19 protein-coding genes are annotated in these 18,199 nt (G+C 60.0%); 10 read left to right on the top strand and 9 right to left on the bottom strand.

Annotated elements, in window-relative coordinates; genetic code table 11:
- Nucleotides 1–66: 66 nt before the first annotated feature.
- Both ACOWVD_RS08665 and ACOWVD_RS08660 read right to left on the bottom strand, forming a co-directional pair.
- On the bottom strand, nt 67–1,050 hold the full coding sequence (locus ACOWVD_RS08665; RefSeq protein ID WP_015377262.1) for a magnesium and cobalt transport protein CorA: 984 nt from the start codon (nt 1,048–1,050) through the stop codon (nt 67–69).
- Between the two features lie 11 nt (nt 1,051–1,061).
- Complete coding sequence (locus ACOWVD_RS08660) at nt 1,062–1,481, bottom strand: GNAT family N-acetyltransferase (protein WP_049241084.1); 420 nt, start codon at nt 1,479–1,481, stop codon at nt 1,062–1,064.
- 131 nt (nt 1,482–1,612) lie between these two features.
- Here ACOWVD_RS08660 and ACOWVD_RS08655 point away from each other — a divergent pair, with 131 nt between their 5' ends.
- Nucleotides 1,613–2,713: a PQQ-dependent sugar dehydrogenase gene (locus tag ACOWVD_RS08655; protein ID WP_004938764.1), complete on the top strand. Its 1,101-nt coding sequence runs from the start codon at nt 1,613–1,615 to the stop codon at nt 2,711–2,713.
- A 13-nt stretch (nt 2,714–2,726) separates the two neighbouring features.
- On the opposite strand, the gene ACOWVD_RS08650 is transcribed toward ACOWVD_RS08655, so the two are convergent.
- Entirely contained in the window at nt 2,727–3,347 is a 621-nt protein-coding gene (locus ACOWVD_RS08650; RefSeq protein ID WP_048322642.1) for a glutathione S-transferase family protein, read from the bottom strand.
- A gap of 89 nt (nt 3,348–3,436) precedes the next feature.
- Nucleotides 3,437–4,093, bottom strand: a complete 657-nt coding sequence (locus ACOWVD_RS08645) for an HAD family hydrolase (protein WP_015377266.1) — start codon at nt 4,091–4,093, stop codon at nt 3,437–3,439.
- Nucleotides 4,094–4,200: 107 nt separating this feature from the next.
- Here ACOWVD_RS08645 and ACOWVD_RS08640 point away from each other — a divergent pair, with 107 nt between their 5' ends.
- Complete coding sequence (locus tag ACOWVD_RS08640) at nt 4,201–4,437, top strand: hypothetical protein (protein WP_103085749.1); 237 nt, start codon at nt 4,201–4,203, stop codon at nt 4,435–4,437.
- A complete protein-coding gene (locus ACOWVD_RS08635) occupies nt 4,382–5,404 on the top strand; it encodes an isopenicillin N synthase family dioxygenase (RefSeq protein WP_033633490.1) in 1,023 nt (340 codons plus the stop codon). The genes ACOWVD_RS08640 and ACOWVD_RS08635 overlap by 56 nt, the downstream gene beginning before the upstream one ends.
- 59 nt (nt 5,405–5,463) lie before the next feature.
- Here ACOWVD_RS08635 and ACOWVD_RS08630 read toward each other — a convergent pair whose 3' ends face one another.
- Both ACOWVD_RS08630 and ACOWVD_RS08625 read right to left on the bottom strand, forming a co-directional pair.
- A complete protein-coding gene (locus tag ACOWVD_RS08630) occupies nt 5,464–6,609 on the bottom strand; it encodes a trans-sulfuration enzyme family protein (RefSeq protein WP_306377297.1) in 1,146 nt (381 codons plus the stop codon).
- 12 nt (nt 6,610–6,621) lie between these two features.
- The gene (locus tag ACOWVD_RS08625) at nt 6,622–7,989 is read right to left on the bottom strand and encodes a pyridoxal-phosphate dependent enzyme (protein ID WP_048322651.1); all 1,368 of its coding nucleotides are present in this window, start codon (nt 7,987–7,989) and stop codon (nt 6,622–6,624) included.
- 467 nt (nt 7,990–8,456) lie between these two features.
- Between ACOWVD_RS08625 and ACOWVD_RS08620 the strand changes: the two genes are divergently transcribed.
- Entirely contained in the window at nt 8,457–9,662 is a 1,206-nt protein-coding gene (locus ACOWVD_RS08620) for a serine hydrolase (RefSeq protein ID WP_015377270.1), read from the top strand.
- Between the two features lie 94 nt (nt 9,663–9,756).
- Here ACOWVD_RS08620 and ACOWVD_RS08615 read toward each other — a convergent pair whose 3' ends face one another.
- The 3 genes from ACOWVD_RS08615 to ACOWVD_RS08605 all read right to left on the bottom strand — a co-directional run bounded on the left by ACOWVD_RS08615 (nt 9,757) and on the right by ACOWVD_RS08605 (nt 11,647).
- Nucleotides 9,757–10,248, bottom strand: coding sequence for a fimbrial protein (locus ACOWVD_RS08615; protein WP_274851953.1), 492 nt, complete (start codon nt 10,246–10,248; stop codon nt 9,757–9,759).
- Between the two features lie 19 nt (nt 10,249–10,267).
- A complete protein-coding gene (locus tag ACOWVD_RS08610) occupies nt 10,268–11,074 on the bottom strand; it encodes a fimbrial protein (protein WP_049241086.1) in 807 nt (268 codons plus the stop codon).
- Nucleotides 11,075–11,317: 243 nt separating this feature from the next.
- On the bottom strand, nt 11,318–11,647 hold the full coding sequence (locus ACOWVD_RS08605) for a hypothetical protein (protein WP_004938734.1): 330 nt from the start codon (nt 11,645–11,647) through the stop codon (nt 11,318–11,320).
- Nucleotides 11,648–12,311: 664 nt separating this feature from the next.
- Between ACOWVD_RS08605 and ACOWVD_RS08600 the strand changes: the two genes are divergently transcribed.
- The 6 genes from ACOWVD_RS08600 to ACOWVD_RS08575 all read left to right on the top strand — a co-directional run bounded on the left by ACOWVD_RS08600 (nt 12,312) and on the right by ACOWVD_RS08575 (nt 18,193).
- Entirely contained in the window at nt 12,312–12,833 is a 522-nt protein-coding gene (locus tag ACOWVD_RS08600; protein WP_049241088.1) for a fimbrial protein, read from the top strand.
- Between the two features lie 78 nt (nt 12,834–12,911).
- Nucleotides 12,912–13,448: a fimbrial protein gene (locus tag ACOWVD_RS08595; protein ID WP_015377273.1), complete on the top strand. Its 537-nt coding sequence runs from the start codon at nt 12,912–12,914 to the stop codon at nt 13,446–13,448.
- Nucleotides 13,449–13,494: 46 nt separating this feature from the next.
- Nucleotides 13,495–16,029 (top strand): outer membrane usher protein, encoded by a 2,535-nt coding sequence (locus tag ACOWVD_RS08590; RefSeq protein WP_197763620.1) that lies wholly within the window; start codon nt 13,495–13,497, stop codon nt 16,027–16,029.
- Nucleotides 16,030–16,110: 81 nt separating this feature from the next.
- Nucleotides 16,111–16,875, top strand: coding sequence for a fimbria/pilus periplasmic chaperone (locus tag ACOWVD_RS08585; RefSeq protein ID WP_049241091.1), 765 nt, complete (start codon nt 16,111–16,113; stop codon nt 16,873–16,875).
- Nucleotides 16,876–16,949: 74 nt separating this feature from the next.
- Nucleotides 16,950–17,588 carry a fimbrial protein gene (locus ACOWVD_RS08580; protein WP_041922204.1) on the top strand — a complete coding sequence of 213 codons (639 nt, stop codon included), beginning with the start codon at nt 16,950–16,952 and terminating at the stop codon, nt 17,586–17,588.
- Nucleotides 17,589–17,638: 50 nt separating this feature from the next.
- Nucleotides 17,639–18,193, top strand: coding sequence for a fimbrial protein (locus ACOWVD_RS08575; protein ID WP_004938719.1), 555 nt, complete (start codon nt 17,639–17,641; stop codon nt 18,191–18,193).
- The last annotated feature ends 6 nt before the right edge of the window (nt 18,194–18,199 follow it).

Raw genomic sequence — 18,199 nt, 5'->3', positions numbered from 1 at the left:
GGCAGTCGGCGGATCCGGCTGCCCCGCCGATCGTTTCTCCGGCGGGAAAATCCGCCGTTTTGGCGCTTACAGCCAGCCTGATTTCTTCAGCTTCTGATACAGGAAAATACAGCCGACGGCGGTCGCCCCCAGCGTGGCGTGATAGGCCCACGGGAATTTCAACTCCGGCATGTCGGCGAAGTTCATCCCGTACAGGCTGAAGATCACCGTCGGGATAGCCAAAATCGCCCCCCACCCCGCCAGCCGTTTCACCACTTCGTTTTGTTTGACCGTCACCAGCGCCAGATTGACGTGCATGGCGTTGGTCAGCATTTCGCGCATGTCGTCGATGTTGCTGACCACCTGATGCGCGTGATCCTGCACGTCGCGCACGTAGGCGCGCAGCTCTTTCGGGATCACTTCTTCGTGCAGACGGATCAGCTGGTTGCAGATTTCATCCATCGGCAGCGCGGCGTTGCGCAGCGCCAGCAGGTGGCGGCGCAGAGTATAGACGTTCTCGATCGCCGCCTGATCGAACTCCGACTGAAACATGTTGGCTTCGATGTTCTCGATGGTGCTCTCGAAGCGCGTTACCACGCTGCGGTAGTTATCCACCACGAAGTCCAACACCGAATAGAGGGCGAAGCCCGGCCCGCGGCACATCTGCTTGTGGTTCTCTTCCGCCTTGGCGCGGATCGGCGCATAGCTGGGTGAGGCGCCGTGGCGCACCGTCACCAGAAAGTTTTTGCCGACGAAGAAGTGGGTTTCGCCGTATTCGATTTCGTCGTGCTCGCCCCACTGCGCGGTTTTCACCACGATGAACAGCGAGTCGCCGTAGGTCTCCAGCTTCGGCCGCTGGTGCGCACACAGCGCGTCTTCGATCGCCAAATCGTGCAGGCCGAACTCCTCCTGCACCTTGCGCATAAACGCCGGTTCCGGCTGCCGCAACCCCAGCCAGACGAAGGTGTCCGGTTGTTTGACCACCTCGCTGATATCGTCGATGGTCACTTCGCCCAGCCGTTGGCCGGCTTTGTACGCCACACAGTTCACCACCATGCTTTTGCTGTCCATCTGTCCATCCATCAATCAGTCAGGGTTTTGGTAAGAAAATAGCACTCATGTTCCACCGGATACTCTTTCAGCGTCATTTGCAGCTGATAGCCGAGCTTTTCGTAGAACGGTCGCGCCTGGAAGCTGAAGGTGTCGAGACGGGCGTAGCGGCAGCCGCGCGCCTGCGCCTCGTGCTCGGCGGCGCGCATCAGCCGGCCGCCGAGGCCGCTGCCGCGCTGGGTATCCGCCACCCACAGCCACTCGATGCTCAGCCAGTTGCCCCAGGTTTCGGCGGTCAGCCCGCCGATCACCGTGCCGGCCTCGTCGCGCGCATAGACGCTGAGCGGCTTGCGGTGGCTGGCGTCGATATGCGGCAGGTTGTAAGCGCGCAGGCCTTGCCTGATCGCATCGAGGGTATGTTCGTCAATCGCGTCGGTAACGGTAATGTCCATTTTTCCTCCTGGGTTATGGATTAACTTAAGCACACTGCGGCTAAAAGGCAACCCGTTGAAATGTAATGTAAACACCCATTGCGACGGGCTGGGCTACACTAAACGGGTCATTTCATCTTCAGGAGGACGCCATGCCCCGATTGACTCTGCTGGCCGGTTTGCTGCTGTGCAGCGGCCTGCTGCACGCCGCGCCGACGGTCAGCCAATTGCAGGACGGCCTGGAACACCCATGGTCGCTGGCCTTCTTGCCGGCGGAACAAGGCCTGCTTATCACCGAACGGCCCGGCCGGCTGCGGCTGTGGCTGCAGGGCAAGGGCCTGTCGCCGCCGATCGCCGGCGTGCCGCAGGTCTACGCCGAGGGGCAGGGCGGCCTGCTGGAGGTGTTGCCGGCTCCCGACTTCGCCGCCAGCCGCCGGGTGTACCTGAGTTTCGCCGAACCGGGCGAGGGCGGCAAAGCCGGCACGGCGGTCGGCTATGGCCGCCTGAGCGACGACGGCGCGCGGCTGGAAAACTTTAAGGTGATCTTCCGTCAGCAACCCAAGCTGTCGGTCGGCAATCACTTTGGCGGCAAGCTGGCGTTCGATCGGCAGGGCTACCTGTTTATCGCGCTGGGCGAAAACAACCAGCGGCCGACGGCGCAGGAGACTGACAAACTGCAGGGCAAGCTGGTGCGGCTGACCGCCGAGGGCGCGGTACCGCCGGACAACCCCTGGGTCGGCCAGGCAGGTAAACGCCCGGAGGTTTGGTCTTACGGCCACCGCAATCCGCAAGGGTTGGCGCTGAATCCGTGGAGCGGCGCGATCTGGGAGCATGAACACGGTCCGCGCGGCGGCGATGAGCTCAATATCCCGCTGCCGGGTAAAAACTACGGCTGGCCGCTGGCTACCTATGGCATCAACTATTCCGGCCAACCGATCCCGGAGGCCAAAGGGGAACGGGTGCCCGGCACCGAACAGCCGCTGCACTATTGGCGGGTTTCGCCCGGCCTCAGCGGCATGGCGTTTTATGACGGGCAGCGTTTCCCCGCCTGGCGGCATTCGCTGTTCATCGGCGCACTGGCGCAAAAGGCACTGATTCGCCTGACGCTGGAGGGGGACAAAGTGGTGGCGGAAGAGCGGCTGCTGGGCGATCGCGGCGAACGCATTCGCGAGGTGCGCAGCGGGCCGGACGGCTACCTGTATCTGCTGACGGACGAACGGGACGGCAAGCTGCTGAAGGTCGGGGCGTCGTAACGCCCCGCACGCGTCAGGTGAGCTCGCTCATCACGCCGCGCTGATAGGCCGGGCGTGCGCGCAGTTGCTGATACCAGCGCTCCATGTTCGGCCGCGGGCGGCGGGCGATCGGCATTTCGAACCAGGCGTAGGCGAAGCTGCCGAGCGGGATATCGCCGAAGCCGAACGCGTCGCCGGAGAGGTAAGGCTGGTGCGCCAGCGTCTGTTCAATGACGTCGAAGTGTTTTTCCAGCGTGGCGATCGCCGCTTCGATTTTCGCCATGTCGCGCAACTCTGGCGCAGTGCGGATCAGGCCCCAAAAGACGATGGTGAAGGCCGGAACGATGGTCGAGGTGGTCCAGTCCATCCATTTCTCGGCGGCGGCGCGCGCCTGCAGATCTTGCGGATAGAACGTCGCGTCGCCGAATTTCGCCGCCAGGTAGCGCACGATGGTGTTGGACTCCCACAGCACGAAGTCATCGTCCTGCAGTAACGGCACCAGGCCGTTCGGGTTCAGCGCGCGGTAACTCTCTTCGTTGACCTTGCCAAACGCCCCGCCGGCGTTGATGTGGGTATAGCTCAGCCCCAGTTCGGCGGCGCACCACAGCACCTTCCTGACGTTGTTCGAATTCTCACGACCCCAAATGGTCAGCATGGGATAACTCCGTTAGCGGATTAAAGACCCTTAATACCTACGCCACAATGCGCTTTTTGTCACACCGCAGGGCATTTTTTGTCTGCCGCTCAACGCTCCCAGCGGCACACTTCCCAGCCGTGCTCCGCCGCCAGCGCGCTCAGTTCGCTGTCGGGATTGATCACCGTGGCGCTGTCGACGAATTGCAGCATCGCCTTGTCGTTGAGAGAGTCGCTGTAGCCGTGGCTGTGCTCGAACTTCAGGTGCGGGTGGTGCGCCAGCCAGTGCTGCAGGCGGATCACCTTGCCCTGTTGATAGGTCATGGTGCCGTAGGTGTTGCCGGTGAAGCGGCCGTCGCTGATTTCCACGCCGATCGCCAGCGCATCGTCGGCGCCGAGCTGTTCGGCGATCGGCGCCACCAGGTGTTCGCCGGTGGCGGAGATCACCAGAATGCAGTCGCCGCGCTCGCGGTGCCACTGCAGGCGTTCACGGGCGGCGGGATAGACGCGCGGCAGGATGTCGCGCCGGATGTAGCGTTGCACCCAGCCGGCCACGGTTTGCACGCTCAGGCCGGTCAGCGGCGCCAGCGTGGCCTGCATGTAGTCCTCCATCGACAGCTTGCCCTGATAATAGAGCTGCATCAGCTGCTGCTCCTGCAGTTCCAGCTCCGCCGGCGCGAACCCCTGGCCGACCAGCCAGCGGATCCACAGGCTGGCGCTGTCATCGTCAATCAGGGTTTCATCCAGGTCGAATAAGGCTAAATCCATCAGTATTTCTCCGGCAGGCAGGGTATGAGGTCGTTTACAGGATAGCGGATAGCGCACGTCGCCAGCCAGCGGCGTCGGCGAAATTGCGCAGAGCATAAGAAACATTGATGACGGTTTTGCGACAGTTTGTTGAACGTTTGCATAACTTAGAACGCAACAATATTGGCCGCCCCGGCGAGCGCGGTGGTAACTATGGGGCAAATGCAGCCACCCGCTGGGGAGGGTCAATGTTGATTATTCGCCTGTACGGCAGCCCGATCGTAATCGGGGAAGAAGAGGAACCGCATGATGACGCACCTGACGACGCTGAAGACGTTGCCGCTGCTGGATCTTTCGCAGCTTGACGGTGATGCGCGCCGGCGGCGCGCTTTTCTTGACGATTTGCGCGCGGCGGCGCGCGACGTCGGTTTCTTCTATCTGCGCGGTCACGGCGTGGACGGCGCGTTGAATGCGCGGTTGCAGCACGCCGCGCGACAATTTTTCGCCCTGCCGGAAGCCGACAAGCTGGCGGTGCAGATGGTGCATTCGCCGCACTTTCGCGGTTACAACCGGGCGGCGGCGGAACTCACGCGCGGGCAGCCTGACTGGCGCGAGCAGTTCGATATCGGCGCCGAACGCCCGGCGCTGACGCTGGCTGACGACACGCCGCGCTGGGCGCGTCTGCAGGGGCCAAACCAGTGGCCGGCGGCGCTGCCGGCGCTGAAACCGCTGCTGCTGGAGTGGCAACAGGCGATGACCGCCATGTCGCTGCGGCTGCTGCGCGCTTTCGCGCTGGCGCTGTCGCTGCCGGAGCAGGCTTTCGATCGCTTATACGGCGAGAAGCCCAACGAGCACATCAAACTGATCCGCTACCCGGGGCGGGAGGCCACCGCCAGCGCACAGGGCGTCGGCGCGCACAAGGACTCCGGTTTCCTCAGCTTCCTGCTGCAGGACGCGCAAAAAGGGCTGCAGGTGGAGGTCAGCGAGGGGCAGTGGATAGACGCACAGCCGCGTGAAGATACCTTCGTAGTGAACATCGGCGAGCTGCTGGAGCTGGCGACCAACGGCTATCTGCGCGCCACGGTGCACCGGGTGGAAACGCCGCCGGCGGGGAGTGACAGATTATCGATCGCGTTCTTCCTCGGCGCGCGTCTGGACGCGGTGGTGCCTCTGTATCAACTGCCGCCGCAGCTGGCGGCGCAGGCGCGCGGCCCGGCCAGCGATCCGCTCAATCCGCTGCTGCGCGACGTGGGGTATAACTACCTGAAAGGCCGCATCCGCTCCCATCCCGATGTGGCGCACCGTTTTTATCAGGACGTCATCGGCCTCTGAACGCCGGGCGTAAAAAAGCCCGGCGCGTCGGCCGGGCTGATCGAGCGCTGATGCGGCGATTATTCCGCCAGCGCCTGCTGCAGATCGGCGATCAGATCTTCCACATCCTCAATCCCCACCGACAGGCGCACCAGCTGCGGCGTGATGCCGGTTGCCAGGCGCTGTTCCAGCGGAATGGAGGCGTGCGTCATGCTGAACGGCTGGCTGATCAGGCTTTCCACGCCGCCCAGGCTTTCCGCCAGGGTGAACAGGCGCGAACGCTGGATGACCCGGCGCGCATAGGCGTCGTCGCCTTTCAGCCGTACCGAGATCATGCCGCCGAAGCGCGTCATCTGGCGCGCCGCCAGTTCGTGCTGCGGGTGGCTCGGCAGGCCGGGATAGTAGACGTTTTCCACCTGCGGCTGGCTCTCCAGCCACTGGGCGATGCGCAGCGCGCTGTCGCTGTGACGCTGCATGCGCAGCGCCAGGGTGCGGATGCCGCGCAGCGTCAGGAAGCTGCTGAACGGATCGAGAATGCCGCCGACCGCGTTTTGCAGGAAACCGAGCTGTTCCGCCAGCGCCGGGTTATCGCCCACCGCCGCGACGCCGGCCACCACGTCGGAGTGGCCGTTGAGGTATTTGGTGGCGGAGTGCACCACCACGTCAAAGCCCAGATCCAGCGGGCGTTGCAGATACGGCGAGGCGAAGGTGTTGTCCGCCACGCTGATGAGCTGGTGCTTTTTGGCGATCACGGCGATGGCGCTCAGATCCGCCAGCTTGAGCAGCGGGTTGGTCGGCGTTTCCACCCAGATCATTTTGGTGTCCGGCTCGATCGCCTGTTCCAGCCCGGCGAGATCCGCCGGCGCCACGTAGGTGACGCGCAGGCCGGCGGTGCGGCTGCGCACTTTTTCCAGCAGGCGATAGGTGCCGCCGTACAGGTCGTCTACCGCGATCAGGTGGCTGTCTTTATCGAGCAGCTCCAGCACCGTGGAGCAGGCCGCCAGGCCGGAGGCGAAGGCGTAACCGCGGCTGCCGCCTTCCAGTTCGGCGATGGCGCTTTCCAGCGCGGTGCGCGTCGGGTTGGCGCTGCGGGAATACTCATAGCCGGTATGCTCGCCCGGCGCCGGTTGGGCGTAGGTAGAGGTGGCGTAAATCGCCGGCATCACTGCGCCGGTCGCGTCCGGGGTGTAACCGGCGTGAACGGTCAACGTATCAAACTTGGCCATAATGAGTCCTTATTAACGTAATTTTTGGCGCCAGGCGTTAAGCACGTCTGTGCGGGTAATCAGGCCGAGGAAGCGCTCGCCGTCGAGCACCACCGCGACGTGGCCATGGTTGAAGGTGGCCTGTAATTCCTCGTAGCCGGCTTCCTTTTGCAGCGTATGAACCTGTTTGGTCATCGCGCTGCCGGCCGTCAGGCTGAAGTGGGCGGCGTCGGCCTGAACGGCGTTCAGCAGATCCCACTCATCGATCAGACCGACCACCCGATCGCCTTCCAGCACCGGTAGCTGCGAGATGTCGTACAGCCGCATGCGGGCGTGCACGATCGCCAACGTGTCGTCCGGCGCGGCGGAAACGGCGGCGCCCTCGTCGTGGCGGTAGGCGATCAGATCGCGCAGATCGCCGTGCTGTGGCTTGCTCAGCAGGCCCTGTTCCAGCATCCAGTGATCGTTATACATTTTAGACAGGTATTTGTTGCCGCTGTCGCAGACGAAGGTCACTACCCGCTTGGGTTCGGTCTGTGCGCGGCAATAACGCAGGGCGGCGGCCAGCAGGGTGCCGGTGGACGATCCCGCCAGCACGCCTTCCTTGCGCAGCAACTCGCGCGCGGTGGTGAAGGCTTCGGCGTCGCCGATGCGGTAAGCGTTGCGCACCTGGTCAAAGTCGCTGAGCGGCGGGACGAAGTCTTCGCCGATGCCTTCCACCAGCCAACTGCCGGCTTCGCCGATATGGCCGTTGTCGAGATAGTCCGCCAGTATTGAACCCGCAGGGTCGGCCAGCACGAATTCCGTCTGCGGCGAAACCTCGGCGAAATAGCGGCTCAGCCCGCCCAGCGTGCCGCCGGAACCGACGCCGACCACGATGGCGTCCACGTCATGCTCCATCTGCCGCCACAGTTCGGGCGCGGTAGTGGTGGTATGGGCCGCCGGGTTGGCCGGGTTGTTGAACTGATCGATATAAAAGGCACCGGGGATCTCTTCCGCCAGGCGTTTGGCGTAATCCTGGTAGTAAGCTGGATGCCCTTTGCCGACGTCCGAACGGGTCAGCAGCACTTCCACCCCCAGCGCGCGCAGGTGGAAGATCTTCTCGCGGCTCATCTTGTCCGGCACTACCAGCAGCAGCTTATAGCCTTTCAGCGCCGCCACCAGCGCCAATCCCAGGCCGGTATTGCCGGCGGTGGCTTCGATGATGGTGCCGCCCGGCTGCAGTTTGCCGTCGCGCTCGGCCTGTTCGATCATCGACAGCGCCACGCGGTCTTTGATCGAACCGCCGGGATTTTGGTTCTCCAGCTTGACGAACAGCCGGCATGGGCCGGTATCGAACTGGGTCAGTTCCAGCATCGGGGTATTGCCAATCATCTCGATGACGGAATGGGGGATCGCCATGACTCATCTCCAGGATTATTCGGTATAAAAGTCTTTGTGCGGATGATAGCGCTGAGGATAAGCGCTTTAAAAAGAACAAATATCGGTTCTATATGCCATTATGGAATATATTAATCTTTTTTGGACGTATGGATGCGCAGATGTTTAGCGGTGCAGATGCTTGGCCGTGTAGCCGTGGGTAGATGCGAAAATGCGCGTCGCGATGCTTTTTTGAACGATAAGTGCGTGCCTGCGTACAGTTATGTAAAAATGCTGAAAATTCACGCTAAACCCTGCAAAAATAAGATAAATCACATAAACTCACAGCAAGGGCATTTTCGGTGCGTTGCGTTACCCATTACGGGCGCCGCAGGGGGTTGCGGCCGGCACGCGCGCACCGGGCCACTCTCGCTGGTTGGCTTAAAACGTGAACATGTTTGAAAGTTAACGCTATTTCAATGGTTTTGAATGGACACTCTGGCGACGTCATGATGAAAAAAAACTTATCCACTTCCCTGAAAAAACTGACCTTCAGCGTAGGCATCCTGTTGCTGGCCGCCCCGGCCGTGCACGCGGCCGAGCCGCCGGCGCCGCCGCAGGTAGACGCCAAGGCCTTCATTCTGATGGATTACAACAGCGGTAAGGTGCTGACCGAAGGCAATGCCGATACGCGTCTCGATCCCGCCAGCCTGACCAAGATCATGTCCAGCTACGTGATCGGCCAGGCGATCAAGGCCGGCAAGATCAAGCCGGAAGACATGGTCACCGTCGGCAAAGACGCCTGGGCGCCCGGTAACCCGGCGCTGCGCGGCTCTTCGCTGATGTTCATCAAGCCGGGCGATCAGGTGCCGGTGCTGGAACTGAATAAGGGCATCGTGATCCAGTCCGGCAACGACGCCAGCATCGCGCTGGCGGACTACGTGGCGGGCAGCCAGGATTCGTTCGTCGGCCTGATGAACAACTACGCCAAGTCTCTGGGGCTGCAGAATACCCACTTCCTGACGGTGCACGGTCTGGATGCGGAAGGGCAGTACAGCACCGCGCGCGACATGGCGCTGCTGAGCCAGGCGCTGATCCGCGACGTGCCGGACGAATACGCGCTGCATAAAGAGAAAGAGTTCACCTTTAACAAGATCCGCCAGATTAACCGCAACCGTCTGCTGTGGAGCAGCAACCTGAACGTCGACGGCATCAAGACCGGTTACACCAGCGGCGCCGGCCACAACCTGGTGGCGTCCGCCACCGACGGCCCGATGCGTCTGATCTCGGTGGTTTTAGGCGCGCCGAGCGATCGCGTGCGCTTTAGCGAAAGCGAAAAGCTGCTGACCTGGGGCTTCCGCTTCTATGAAACCGCGACGCCGATCAAGGCCGATAAGCCGTTCGTCACCCAGAAAGTGTGGTTCGGCGACGTCAGCGAAGTGCCGCTCGGCGTGGCGAAAGACGCCTCGGTCACCATTCCGAAAGGGCAGATGAAAAACCTGAAGGCCAGCTACAAGCTGACCCAACCGACGCTGGAAGCGCCGCTGGCGAAAAACCAGGTGGTCGGCACCATCGATTTCCAGCTGGACGGCAAAACCATCGAGCAGCACCCGCTGGTGGCGATGCAAGAGGTGAAAGAGGGCAACTTCTTCAGCCGCATCTGGGATATGGTGATGATGAAGCTGAGCCAGTGGTTCGGCGGGATCTTCGGCTGAATGCCCTGACACCGCTGCCGCATCGTCGCGTGCGGTTCCTGAAAAAGCCGCAACCTTCCGTTGCGGCTTTTTCATTTTCAGCATCCGTGGCGTTTTAGAAATAGTCCACCAGCATGGTGGCGCCGCTGGAGAAGTCACCTTCCGCCAGGGGGACGGCGCTGTTTTTCACCGGCACCGCATCAAGCGTCGGCGGATTGGCGTAATCGATGTTCAGCGGCGTATTGATGGCGAAAGCCTTGCCGTTGGCCAGCAGTTTGATGCCCAGCCCATTGACGCTGCTGTTCAACACGCTGCTGTCAAAGGCCGCCGCGCTGCCCATGATCTTCATTTTCAGCTGGCGGCTGTTATCCAGAAACTCACACTTGATGCTGTAATCGATGCGTTGCATATAGCGATTACCGTCGATACGTTTGATGCCGACCTTGCCAAAGTCGATATCGATAGTGCGCCCGTCGTTGATCACGCAAGGCGGAGGCGCCACCACGGTGGCGGTGATACTGACCTTGGTGCCCTGGTCGGCGGCCTGGGGGGCGGCGCTGATCACACCCAGCGTAAACAGCAGAGCGCAACGCGTTTTCCTCGTCATGTTCATTCTGGCTCCCGTCTCAAGGTGCGCTGAAGATCAGCGTGGCCGAGCCTGACATCGGACCGGTGGCGATGCTGGTGTAAGGCACATTGTTCTTCACAGGCACAAAGGTGACGGTGTCGTTGCCCAGTCCGTTGACGATGCGCGTTCTGAACGTATTGTTGGGTTTCACCACCGCGCCATTGTGCACCATGGCTACGCCGACATTAGGATTGGAGGTCTTGATGAAATCGCTGGAGAAGCCGCTGGCATCGCTGACCATGCGAACCAAAATGTCTTGTGTCGCGCTCTGATCGTCACACCGGTAGCTGAGCGCCTTGTCCTGTTTGATTTGGGCGTCGCTGGCGCCCTGCGTGAGAAAGTCCTGGCGGATCTGACCGAAGTCGACGTTAATCTGCTGGCCGTTGTTGATAGTGCAACTGGTGGTGACGAAGTAGGCGTCGTTGTCGGCGATCAGGCGCCACCGGTAAGGCCCACATTTTGGGCAACCTGACTGGTCATTTTTTTGTTCAAAGTTGATTTGGCCGATAACGTCGCCCTTGTTCACCTTGATATCCTGCGTCGGCGAACGGTTGAGCACGATGTAAACCCTGATGGAAATGCTGGCACTGTTTAGGCCGGTAATCGTCATCACCTGGATACCTGATTGGATCGGGGATAAGTAGTCGGTGCCGTTGATTGTCATACCGTTGGCAAGCGTACCGAAAATGGCGGTGTTCATCGTCAACGCCGGGCTGCCGGTGAGTAAAATATCTTTCCAGTTGGCGACGTCGTTTTTACAGGTCACCTGGCTGACGTTGACGATTTCATTTTTCCCGATGGACAATTCAGGGCCTATCTTTACCCTGACGTCGACCGGCGTCATTGAACCACCCTGACCAATGCTCCCGCCGTCGGAGGTTTTACAGGTAAATGCATTGGCGTTACCAATGAGGACGAAAAAAGATAATGCCAGGCAGTGTTGTAAAAATAGGATGGTTGTTTTTCTCACAATAATATCCCGATTATATAGTGTCATTTGGCTAGGTGCCGCCACGAAATAGGGCTAATTAGGCTGGCTGTGCCAGCGTTATTCCGTTAAATGAGAATAAGGCGCATCTATTCCTGGTATTTCCTTGTTGTCAGCTGGCAGTAGGGCGGTGGGGTACCACCTCAACGAGTTGTTGATGGAACCGTCCGTTACGAGCACTTCTTGTTTGGCGACGAGTTCCAACAGCAGTAGCCGGGCGCGGTAAACGCCGACGTTGACGGCGTTGGCCAGTTGTCGGGTAGACAACCACAGATGCTGAGGTGGCAGTCCGGTGTCGGGACATTGACGGGGCGACTGCGCGAATAATGTTTGCAGCAGATCGTGCTGCAATTGCCGTATTTCCTTTTGTTTTGGAGATAACGCTTCCATAGCACTTCCTCTGTATTTCGATTGCTGTATTCCTAAGAAAAAACAAAGTTTCACTGCCTACCAATAACGAGGTAAATCGCGAATCAAGAAAAATCCTATCTATTTATCAGGATTGAAAAAAAGGGGGTTCCCACTCCGTTTCTACCTGTTTGCAGGCTGGGGGAGTGTCACGCAGAAACCTAAAGTTTTGGTTTATTATATTCACAAAGAGCGGCTTTGCGATCTGATTAATTGTGAAACAGAGAAAAACAGGATATTGCACTATAAAAGTATTTTTTACGATCTATGAGCCTAAAAATAACACTAAATTAACTTTAATTAGGAAATAAATTGCGAATGTTCGTCTTGATCAAAAAAAGACTTTTTTTGCTGGTGGGCATTTGCCAGAATATTCACCGCCAGACAAGAAGGGCGGATTAGAAAGTATTGGTCTCTGCTTGTTGTGATTTCGTTTATTTTTCATATGACGGATTCATTAATGGGTAGACCGCTGCAGACTTGCCGTTATCGACGTATCTATTGTCGGTTTCTTTGGTTTTGGCAGTTAACCAACCAGCAAGATGCTAAAGAATCAGGGCTGCGCATATATAAGCGCGAGCAGATTTCCTGTTGCTCTTTTTCTTGATTGGAATATGCATTTTTTCTTATAAGGAATATAGGTTCTATGAAACTTAACAAAATCATGATGGCTGCAGTGATTGCATTTGGCGCAAGTTCTTTTGCACAGGCAGCCGATCAGGGACACGGTAAAGTGACCTTCACGGGTTCTATTATTGATGCGCCATGCTCTATTGCACCCGAGTCGATCGATCAGACCGTAGATCTGGGCCAGGTTTCTAACGTGGCGTTGAAAAACGGCGGCAAATCCAACCCGCGTCCGTTTGAAATCAAGCTGGAGCAGTGTGATACCACTACGCTGAAAACCGTTAAAACCACCTTCAGCGGCATTGCGTCGTCAACCAACAAAGATCTGTTGGGTATCGCGGGGACCGCCAGCGGCGCCGGCGTAGCAATCACTTATGGCGGCCAGCCGATCAAACTGGGTCAGGCGACTGCGGCACAGACGCTGAATACTGGCAACAACAGCCTGAACTTCTCCGCTTACCTGCAGGGTGAAGGCGCTTCCGCAGCCATCGTCCCGGGCGATTTCACCGCCGTAGCCGACTTCACTCTGGCTTATCAGTAAGTGAGACCGCTGGCTTAATCAACCAGGCATGGGGCACGCCGCATGCCTGGTGACTCTCTGTGTCAAAGGAATGTCGCGATGTTTTTTTCAAGGAATCGGGCGAGTGCCGTTCTTTTGGCGTCGTTGGCGTTTGCGCCCGGCAGTGCAATTTCCGCCGCACAGGGGTGGGGCAAAGTCAGTATGCACGGCGCCATTATCGACACTGCCTGCGCCATTGCCGCCGGCAGCCGCGATCAGACAATCGATATGGACACGCTTCCTATCGGACAGATCATTCGTGACGGCCAGGGAATGACTAAACCTTTCAGTATTGAATTGGTTAATTGCATTTTGGAACGTCCGGAAAACAAGCCTGATTGGAAATTCTTTCAGGTCACGTTTGATGGTTTGGCGGAAGGCGCTTTGTTTGGCGTACAGGGCGATGCGCGCGGCATCGCATTGAAGATAAAAGACAGCCGCGGCAGGCCGGTTATTCCAGGGGAGCCGTTGCCGATGGAGGGAATAATACCGGGCAACCGAGTGCTGAATTATTCCATGACGTTAATGCCGAATCACCAGCCGTTGAAGGTGGGAGCGTATTTTTCCACAGTGCGTTTTAAGCTGGATTATTTTTGATTTTTTTTCGTACTGACGGTTAATTCGTTATTGAAAGGACTTTATTATGCTTTCACCGGCAGGGAAGTTATTTCGTCTTCAGGCCTTGGGGCTCTGTGTCGCCCTTTCTCTGGGAAATCCGATCGCGTTGGTTTATGCCGCCGACGTTATTCAATTCAATACTGACGTCTTGGACATCAACGATCGTAAAAATATCGATCTGAGCCAATTTACGCGCAGCGGCTACATCATGCCGGGCGTTTATACCATGGTGGTGCACGTCAATAAGAACGATCTGGCGGAACAGCCGGTGACGTTTATGGCGCCCGAGAACGAACCTAAAGGCAGCGAAGCCTGTCTTTCGCCGGAGTTGGTCAACCAACTGGGGCTGAAAGAAAAGCTGTTAAGTACGCTGAACTGGACGCACGGCGGCCGTTGCCTTGACGCCTCCAGCCTGGCAGGGATGGAAGCCCGCGGCGATCTTGCCAGCTCCTCGCTGTACCTCAACATTCCTCAGGCCTATCTGGAATACAGCTCGGAAAACTGGGACCCGCCTTCGCGCTGGGATGACGGTATTCCCGGGCTGCTGTTTGACTATAACGTCAATGCTCAAACGCAAAAACATCAGAAAGGCGGCAGCAGTTACAGCCTGAGCGGCAACGGCACCGGCGGCGCCAATCTGGGCGCCTGGCGTCTACGCGCCGACTGGCAGGCTAATCTCAGCCATCAGACCGGTTCTTCTCAGTCGAGCGACAAACAGTTCGACTGGAGCCGCTATTACGCCTACCGGGCTATTCCGGCGCTGCGCTCGCGGCTGACGATGGGTGAGGATTATCTGAACTCCGACATTTTCGACAGCCTGCGCTTTACCGGCGTCAGTCTGCGATCCGACGACAGCATGTTGCCGCCCAACCTGCGCGGCTATGCGCCGGAAGTGACGGGCGTGGCGAAAACCAACGCCAAGGTGGTGGTCAGCCAACAGGGGCGCGTGCTGTATGAGACGCAGGTGGCGGCGGGGCCATTCCGCATTCAGGACATCAACGACGCGGTTTCCGGCGAGCTGGACGTACGCGTCGAAGAGCAAGACGGCAGCGTGCAGGCGTTCAAGATGAATACCGCCAACATCCCTTATCTGACGCGACCGGGTACGGTGCGTTACAAGCTGGCGACGGGCAAGCCGTCGGAGTGGGGGCATCACCTGCGCGGGCCGATGTTCGGCACCGGTGAGTTCTCCTGGGGCATCAGCAACGGCTGGTCGCTGTACGGCGGGGGCATCGCCGGCGGCGATTACAACGCGCTGTCGCTGGGGATCGGGCGCGATCTGATGGCGCTGGGGGCGTTGTCGTTCGATGCCACGCAGTCGCGTGCGCGCTTGCCGCAGGAGGGCGCTCTGACCGGTGGTTCGTACCGGTTGAGCTATTCGAAGAACTTCGACCAGTACGACAGCCAGATCACCTTCGCCGGCTACCGCTTCTCCCAGGAGGACTTCATGAGCATGGGAGACTACCTCGATGCGCGTTACGAAGGGGGACGCAGCGGCAAGAGCAAGGAGATGTACACCATCACCTTCAACAAACAGTTCCGCGATCTGGGGCTCAGCACCTATCTCAACTACAGCCACCAAACCTATTGGGATCGGGCGCCGAACGATCGTTACAACCTGATGGTATCGCGCTACTTCGATATCGGCGATTTCAAGAACGTCAGCGTATCGCTGTCGGCCTATCGCAACCGTTACAACGAGCGCAATGACGACGGGATGTACCTGTCGCTGTCGCTGCCCTGGGGCAGCGCCGGGACGCTCAGTTACAACATGACGCTCGATCGCGAAGAGAACGCCCATCGGGTCGGTTACTACAACCGGGTCGATGAACACAACAACTATCAGATCAGCGCCGGCGCCGCACGCAGCGGGGCGACGGCCAGCGGCTATTACAGCCATCAGGGCGATATGGCGCAGATCAACGCCAATGCCAGCTACCAGGCCGGCCGTTACAGCGCCGTCGGCATCGGCGCGCAGGGCGGCCTGACGATGGCGGCGGAAGGGGCGGTGCTGCACCGGGTCAATACGCCGGGCGGCACGCGCTTGCTGCTGGATACCGAAGGCGTCGCCGGCGTGCCGGTGCGCGGCTACGGCAGTACGGTGCTGACCAACCGTTACGGCAAAGCGGTGGTGGCGGATGTAAACAGCTACTACCGCAATAAGGCCAGCATCGATCTCAATAGCCTGAGCGACAACGTCGAGGCGACGCGTTCCGTGGTGCAGGCCACGTTGACCGAGGGGGCCATCGGCTACCGCAAGTTTGAGGTGATAGCCGGCGAGAAGGCGATGGCGATCGTCAAACTGGCGGACGGCAGCGAGCCGCCGTTCGGCGCCACGGTGCTGAATGCCCGCAAACAGGAGACCGGCATCATCAATGACGGCGGCAGCGTTTACCTGTCCGGCCTCAACCCCGGCGAGCGCATGCGCGTGCATTGGAACGGCGCGGCGCAGTGTGAAATCCAGTTGCCGGCGCCGCTGCCGGCCGAAATGCTGATGAACACGCTGCTGCTGCCTTGCCGTCCTCTGGCCGGCAACAAGCCGGCGGCTGACGCCAACTGACTTACACCCGGCGGAGTGCGCTCCGCCGCTAAACCGCCGGGGCGGGATTGCCCGCCTTCGGCCGACTGGAACCGTGAAGACATGATGAATCTGACTATGACCAGAAAGACCGTTTCCCTTGTGGGCCCGCTCGCCGCCGCATTGACGCTCGGCGCGGTCGGCCTGCCCGCTCATGCGGCTATCGCGCTGGATCGCACGCGCGTGATTTTCGACGGCGACCTGAAAACGGTCAGTCTCAACATCAGTAACCAGAACAAACAGTTGCCGTATTTGGCGCAGGGATGGATCGAAGACGATCGCGGCAACAAGATCCAAAGCCCCTTCACCGTGCTGCCGCCGGTGCAGCGGGTGGAGCCGGGCAAACCGAGCCAGGTGAAGATCCAGTCGCTGCCGGCGGCGCGTCAGCTGCCGCAGGACCGGGAGACGCTGTATTACTTCAACCTGCGGGAAATACCGCCGCGCAGCAATAAGCCGAACACGCTGCAGATAGCGTTGCAGACCCGCATCAAAATGTTTTATCGCCCGGCGGCGCTCGCCCCGAAGAAGAACGCGGCGCCGTGGCAGGAGCAGCTGACGCTGACCCGGCAGGGTGACAAATATGTGGTGAACAACCCGACCCCTTATTACGTGACGATCGTTGAGGCGAGTGCCGGCAAGGGCGGCAAAGGGGCGGTCGGCTTTGAACCGTTGATGGTGGCGCCGAAGGCCAGCGCCCCGCTGAACGTTTCCGCCGCGAGCCTCGGCAACGCACCGTCGCTGGCGTACATCAACGATTACGGCGGGCGGCCGCAGTTGAACTTCCGCTGCGCCGGCAGTGCCTGCCAGGTCGTGCCGGTCGCCAAATGACGAGCCGCGCGCAAGCAGGGAAGACCGAGTCATGAACACAGCGGAGTGAACGAATCATGCAACGAAAGATCCCCATGCTGTTGGGAAAGGCCTATGAACGTCATCAGCGACGCACTATCGGCCTGACGGTGTTGGCCGCGCTGATGGTGCCGCTGACGGCGGGCACGATGCTGATGCTGATGCCGCCGGCCCGCGCGGTGGACAACTGGGACGTGGAGGGGGCGAACGGCACGCTCCACGTCTACGGCGCGTTGACGGAAAGCGCCTGCAGCCTGGAAATGACCACCGCTCGTCAGGAAGTGTGGTTGGGTGAGACGGGAACGGCGCACTTCCAGCGCCCGGGCGATCGCGGCACGCCGGTGGCGTTCGAGCTGACGCTGAAAGACTGCCTGCGGGCGCCGGCGAGCAGCCGCGACGCCTGGACTGGGGTGCTGGCCTGGAGCGGCAGCCAGCCTGCGGTGTCCGTGGCGTTTGCCGCGCCGACGGATGACGACGCGCCGGGGTTGGTCAGGGTTGCCGGCGTCACCGGGTTGGGGTTGCAGCTGGCGGATGCCAGCGGCCTGCCTGTGCGCCTCGGCGCGCGTAACAAACCGGTATTGCTGACGCCGGGACAAAACACCCTGACGTATACGGTGACGCCGGTGCGCACCCCGGCGACGCTGAGCGCCGGCGCTTACCGTGCGGCGATCGATTTCCGGCTTTACTACGACTAATACGCCGCTTGCGCCCGGTCGGCGCAAGCACAACCAAAGGGAGTGGCGTCATGCGCGCGACAGAGACGAACCGGCGCCGGAGCGCGCTGTTGGGGGCTGGCATGGTCATGGCGGCCGGCATAATGGCGCAGTCGGCGACTGCGGCGGAAAACATGCGCTTTCACGGCACGCTGGTGGCCGAGCCGTGCGTCATTCAGCCAGGGGATGAGGACATTCCGCTGGATTTCGGCACCATCGTCGACAAATACCTGTATCTGAACACCCGCTCCCACAGTCAAACCTTCGCATTGCACCTGACCGAGTGCGATCTCAGCCTGGGCAATACGGTGGCTATCACGTTTACCGGCACCGAAAACGCCAAACTGCCCGGCCTGTTGGCATTGGATGCCGGCAGCCTGGCGTCGGGGATCGGCATCGGGCTGGAAGACAGCAGCGGCAAGGCGCTGCCGCTCAATCGCGCCAGCGATAAATTCCGCCTGAGTGCCGGCAACACCACGCTTACGCTGCAGGCCTATGTGCAAGGGGAACCGGAGGCTATCCAGACGAAGTCCATCGGCCGCGGCACCTTCAGCGCGGTGGCCACTTTTACGTTGGAATACGAATAAGCGTCT

This window comes from Serratia sp. SA088 (genome assembly GCF_049065515.1).
Taxonomy (GTDB): domain Bacteria; phylum Pseudomonadota; class Gammaproteobacteria; order Enterobacterales; family Enterobacteriaceae; genus Serratia; species Serratia nematodiphila.
This window is presented reverse-complemented; position numbering and strand designations above follow the sequence as displayed.

Bases quoted from the DNA above. Each gene is read 5' to 3' on its own strand.
- ACOWVD_RS08665 (WP_015377262.1), bottom strand. From the start codon at position 1,050: ATGGACAGCAAAAGCATGGTGGTGAACTGTGTGGCGTACAAAGCCGGC.
- ACOWVD_RS08660 (WP_049241084.1), bottom strand. From the start codon at position 1,481: ATGGACATTACCGTTACCGACGCGATTGACGAACATACCCTCGATGCG.
- ACOWVD_RS08655 (WP_004938764.1), top strand. From the start codon at position 1,613: ATGCCCCGATTGACTCTGCTGGCCGGTTTGCTGCTGTGCAGCGGCCTG.
- ACOWVD_RS08650 (WP_048322642.1), bottom strand. From the start codon at position 3,347: ATGCTGACCATTTGGGGTCGTGAGAATTCGAACAACGTCAGGAAGGTG.
- ACOWVD_RS08645 (WP_015377266.1), bottom strand. From the start codon at position 4,093: ATGGATTTAGCCTTATTCGACCTGGATGAAACCCTGATTGACGATGAC.
- ACOWVD_RS08640 (WP_103085749.1), top strand. From the start codon at position 4,201: ATGACGGTTTTGCGACAGTTTGTTGAACGTTTGCATAACTTAGAACGC.
- ACOWVD_RS08635 (WP_033633490.1), top strand. From the start codon at position 4,382: ATGACGCACCTGACGACGCTGAAGACGTTGCCGCTGCTGGATCTTTCG.
- ACOWVD_RS08630 (WP_306377297.1), bottom strand. From the start codon at position 6,609: ATGGCCAAGTTTGATACGTTGACCGTTCACGCCGGTTACACCCCGGAC.
- ACOWVD_RS08625 (WP_048322651.1), bottom strand. From the start codon at position 7,989: ATGGCGATCCCCCATTCCGTCATCGAGATGATTGGCAATACCCCGATG.
- ACOWVD_RS08620 (WP_015377270.1), top strand. From the start codon at position 8,457: ATGATGAAAAAAAACTTATCCACTTCCCTGAAAAAACTGACCTTCAGC.
- ACOWVD_RS08615 (WP_274851953.1), bottom strand. From the start codon at position 10,248: ATGACGAGGAAAACGCGTTGCGCTCTGCTGTTTACGCTGGGTGTGATC.
- ACOWVD_RS08605 (WP_004938734.1), bottom strand. From the start codon at position 11,647: ATGGAAGCGTTATCTCCAAAACAAAAGGAAATACGGCAATTGCAGCAC.
- ACOWVD_RS08600 (WP_049241088.1), top strand. From the start codon at position 12,312: ATGAAACTTAACAAAATCATGATGGCTGCAGTGATTGCATTTGGCGCA.
- ACOWVD_RS08595 (WP_015377273.1), top strand. From the start codon at position 12,912: ATGTTTTTTTCAAGGAATCGGGCGAGTGCCGTTCTTTTGGCGTCGTTG.
- ACOWVD_RS08590 (WP_197763620.1), top strand. From the start codon at position 13,495: ATGCTTTCACCGGCAGGGAAGTTATTTCGTCTTCAGGCCTTGGGGCTC.
- ACOWVD_RS08585 (WP_049241091.1), top strand. From the start codon at position 16,111: ATGATGAATCTGACTATGACCAGAAAGACCGTTTCCCTTGTGGGCCCG.
- ACOWVD_RS08580 (WP_041922204.1), top strand. From the start codon at position 16,950: ATGCTGTTGGGAAAGGCCTATGAACGTCATCAGCGACGCACTATCGGC.
- ACOWVD_RS08575 (WP_004938719.1), top strand. From the start codon at position 17,639: ATGCGCGCGACAGAGACGAACCGGCGCCGGAGCGCGCTGTTGGGGGCT.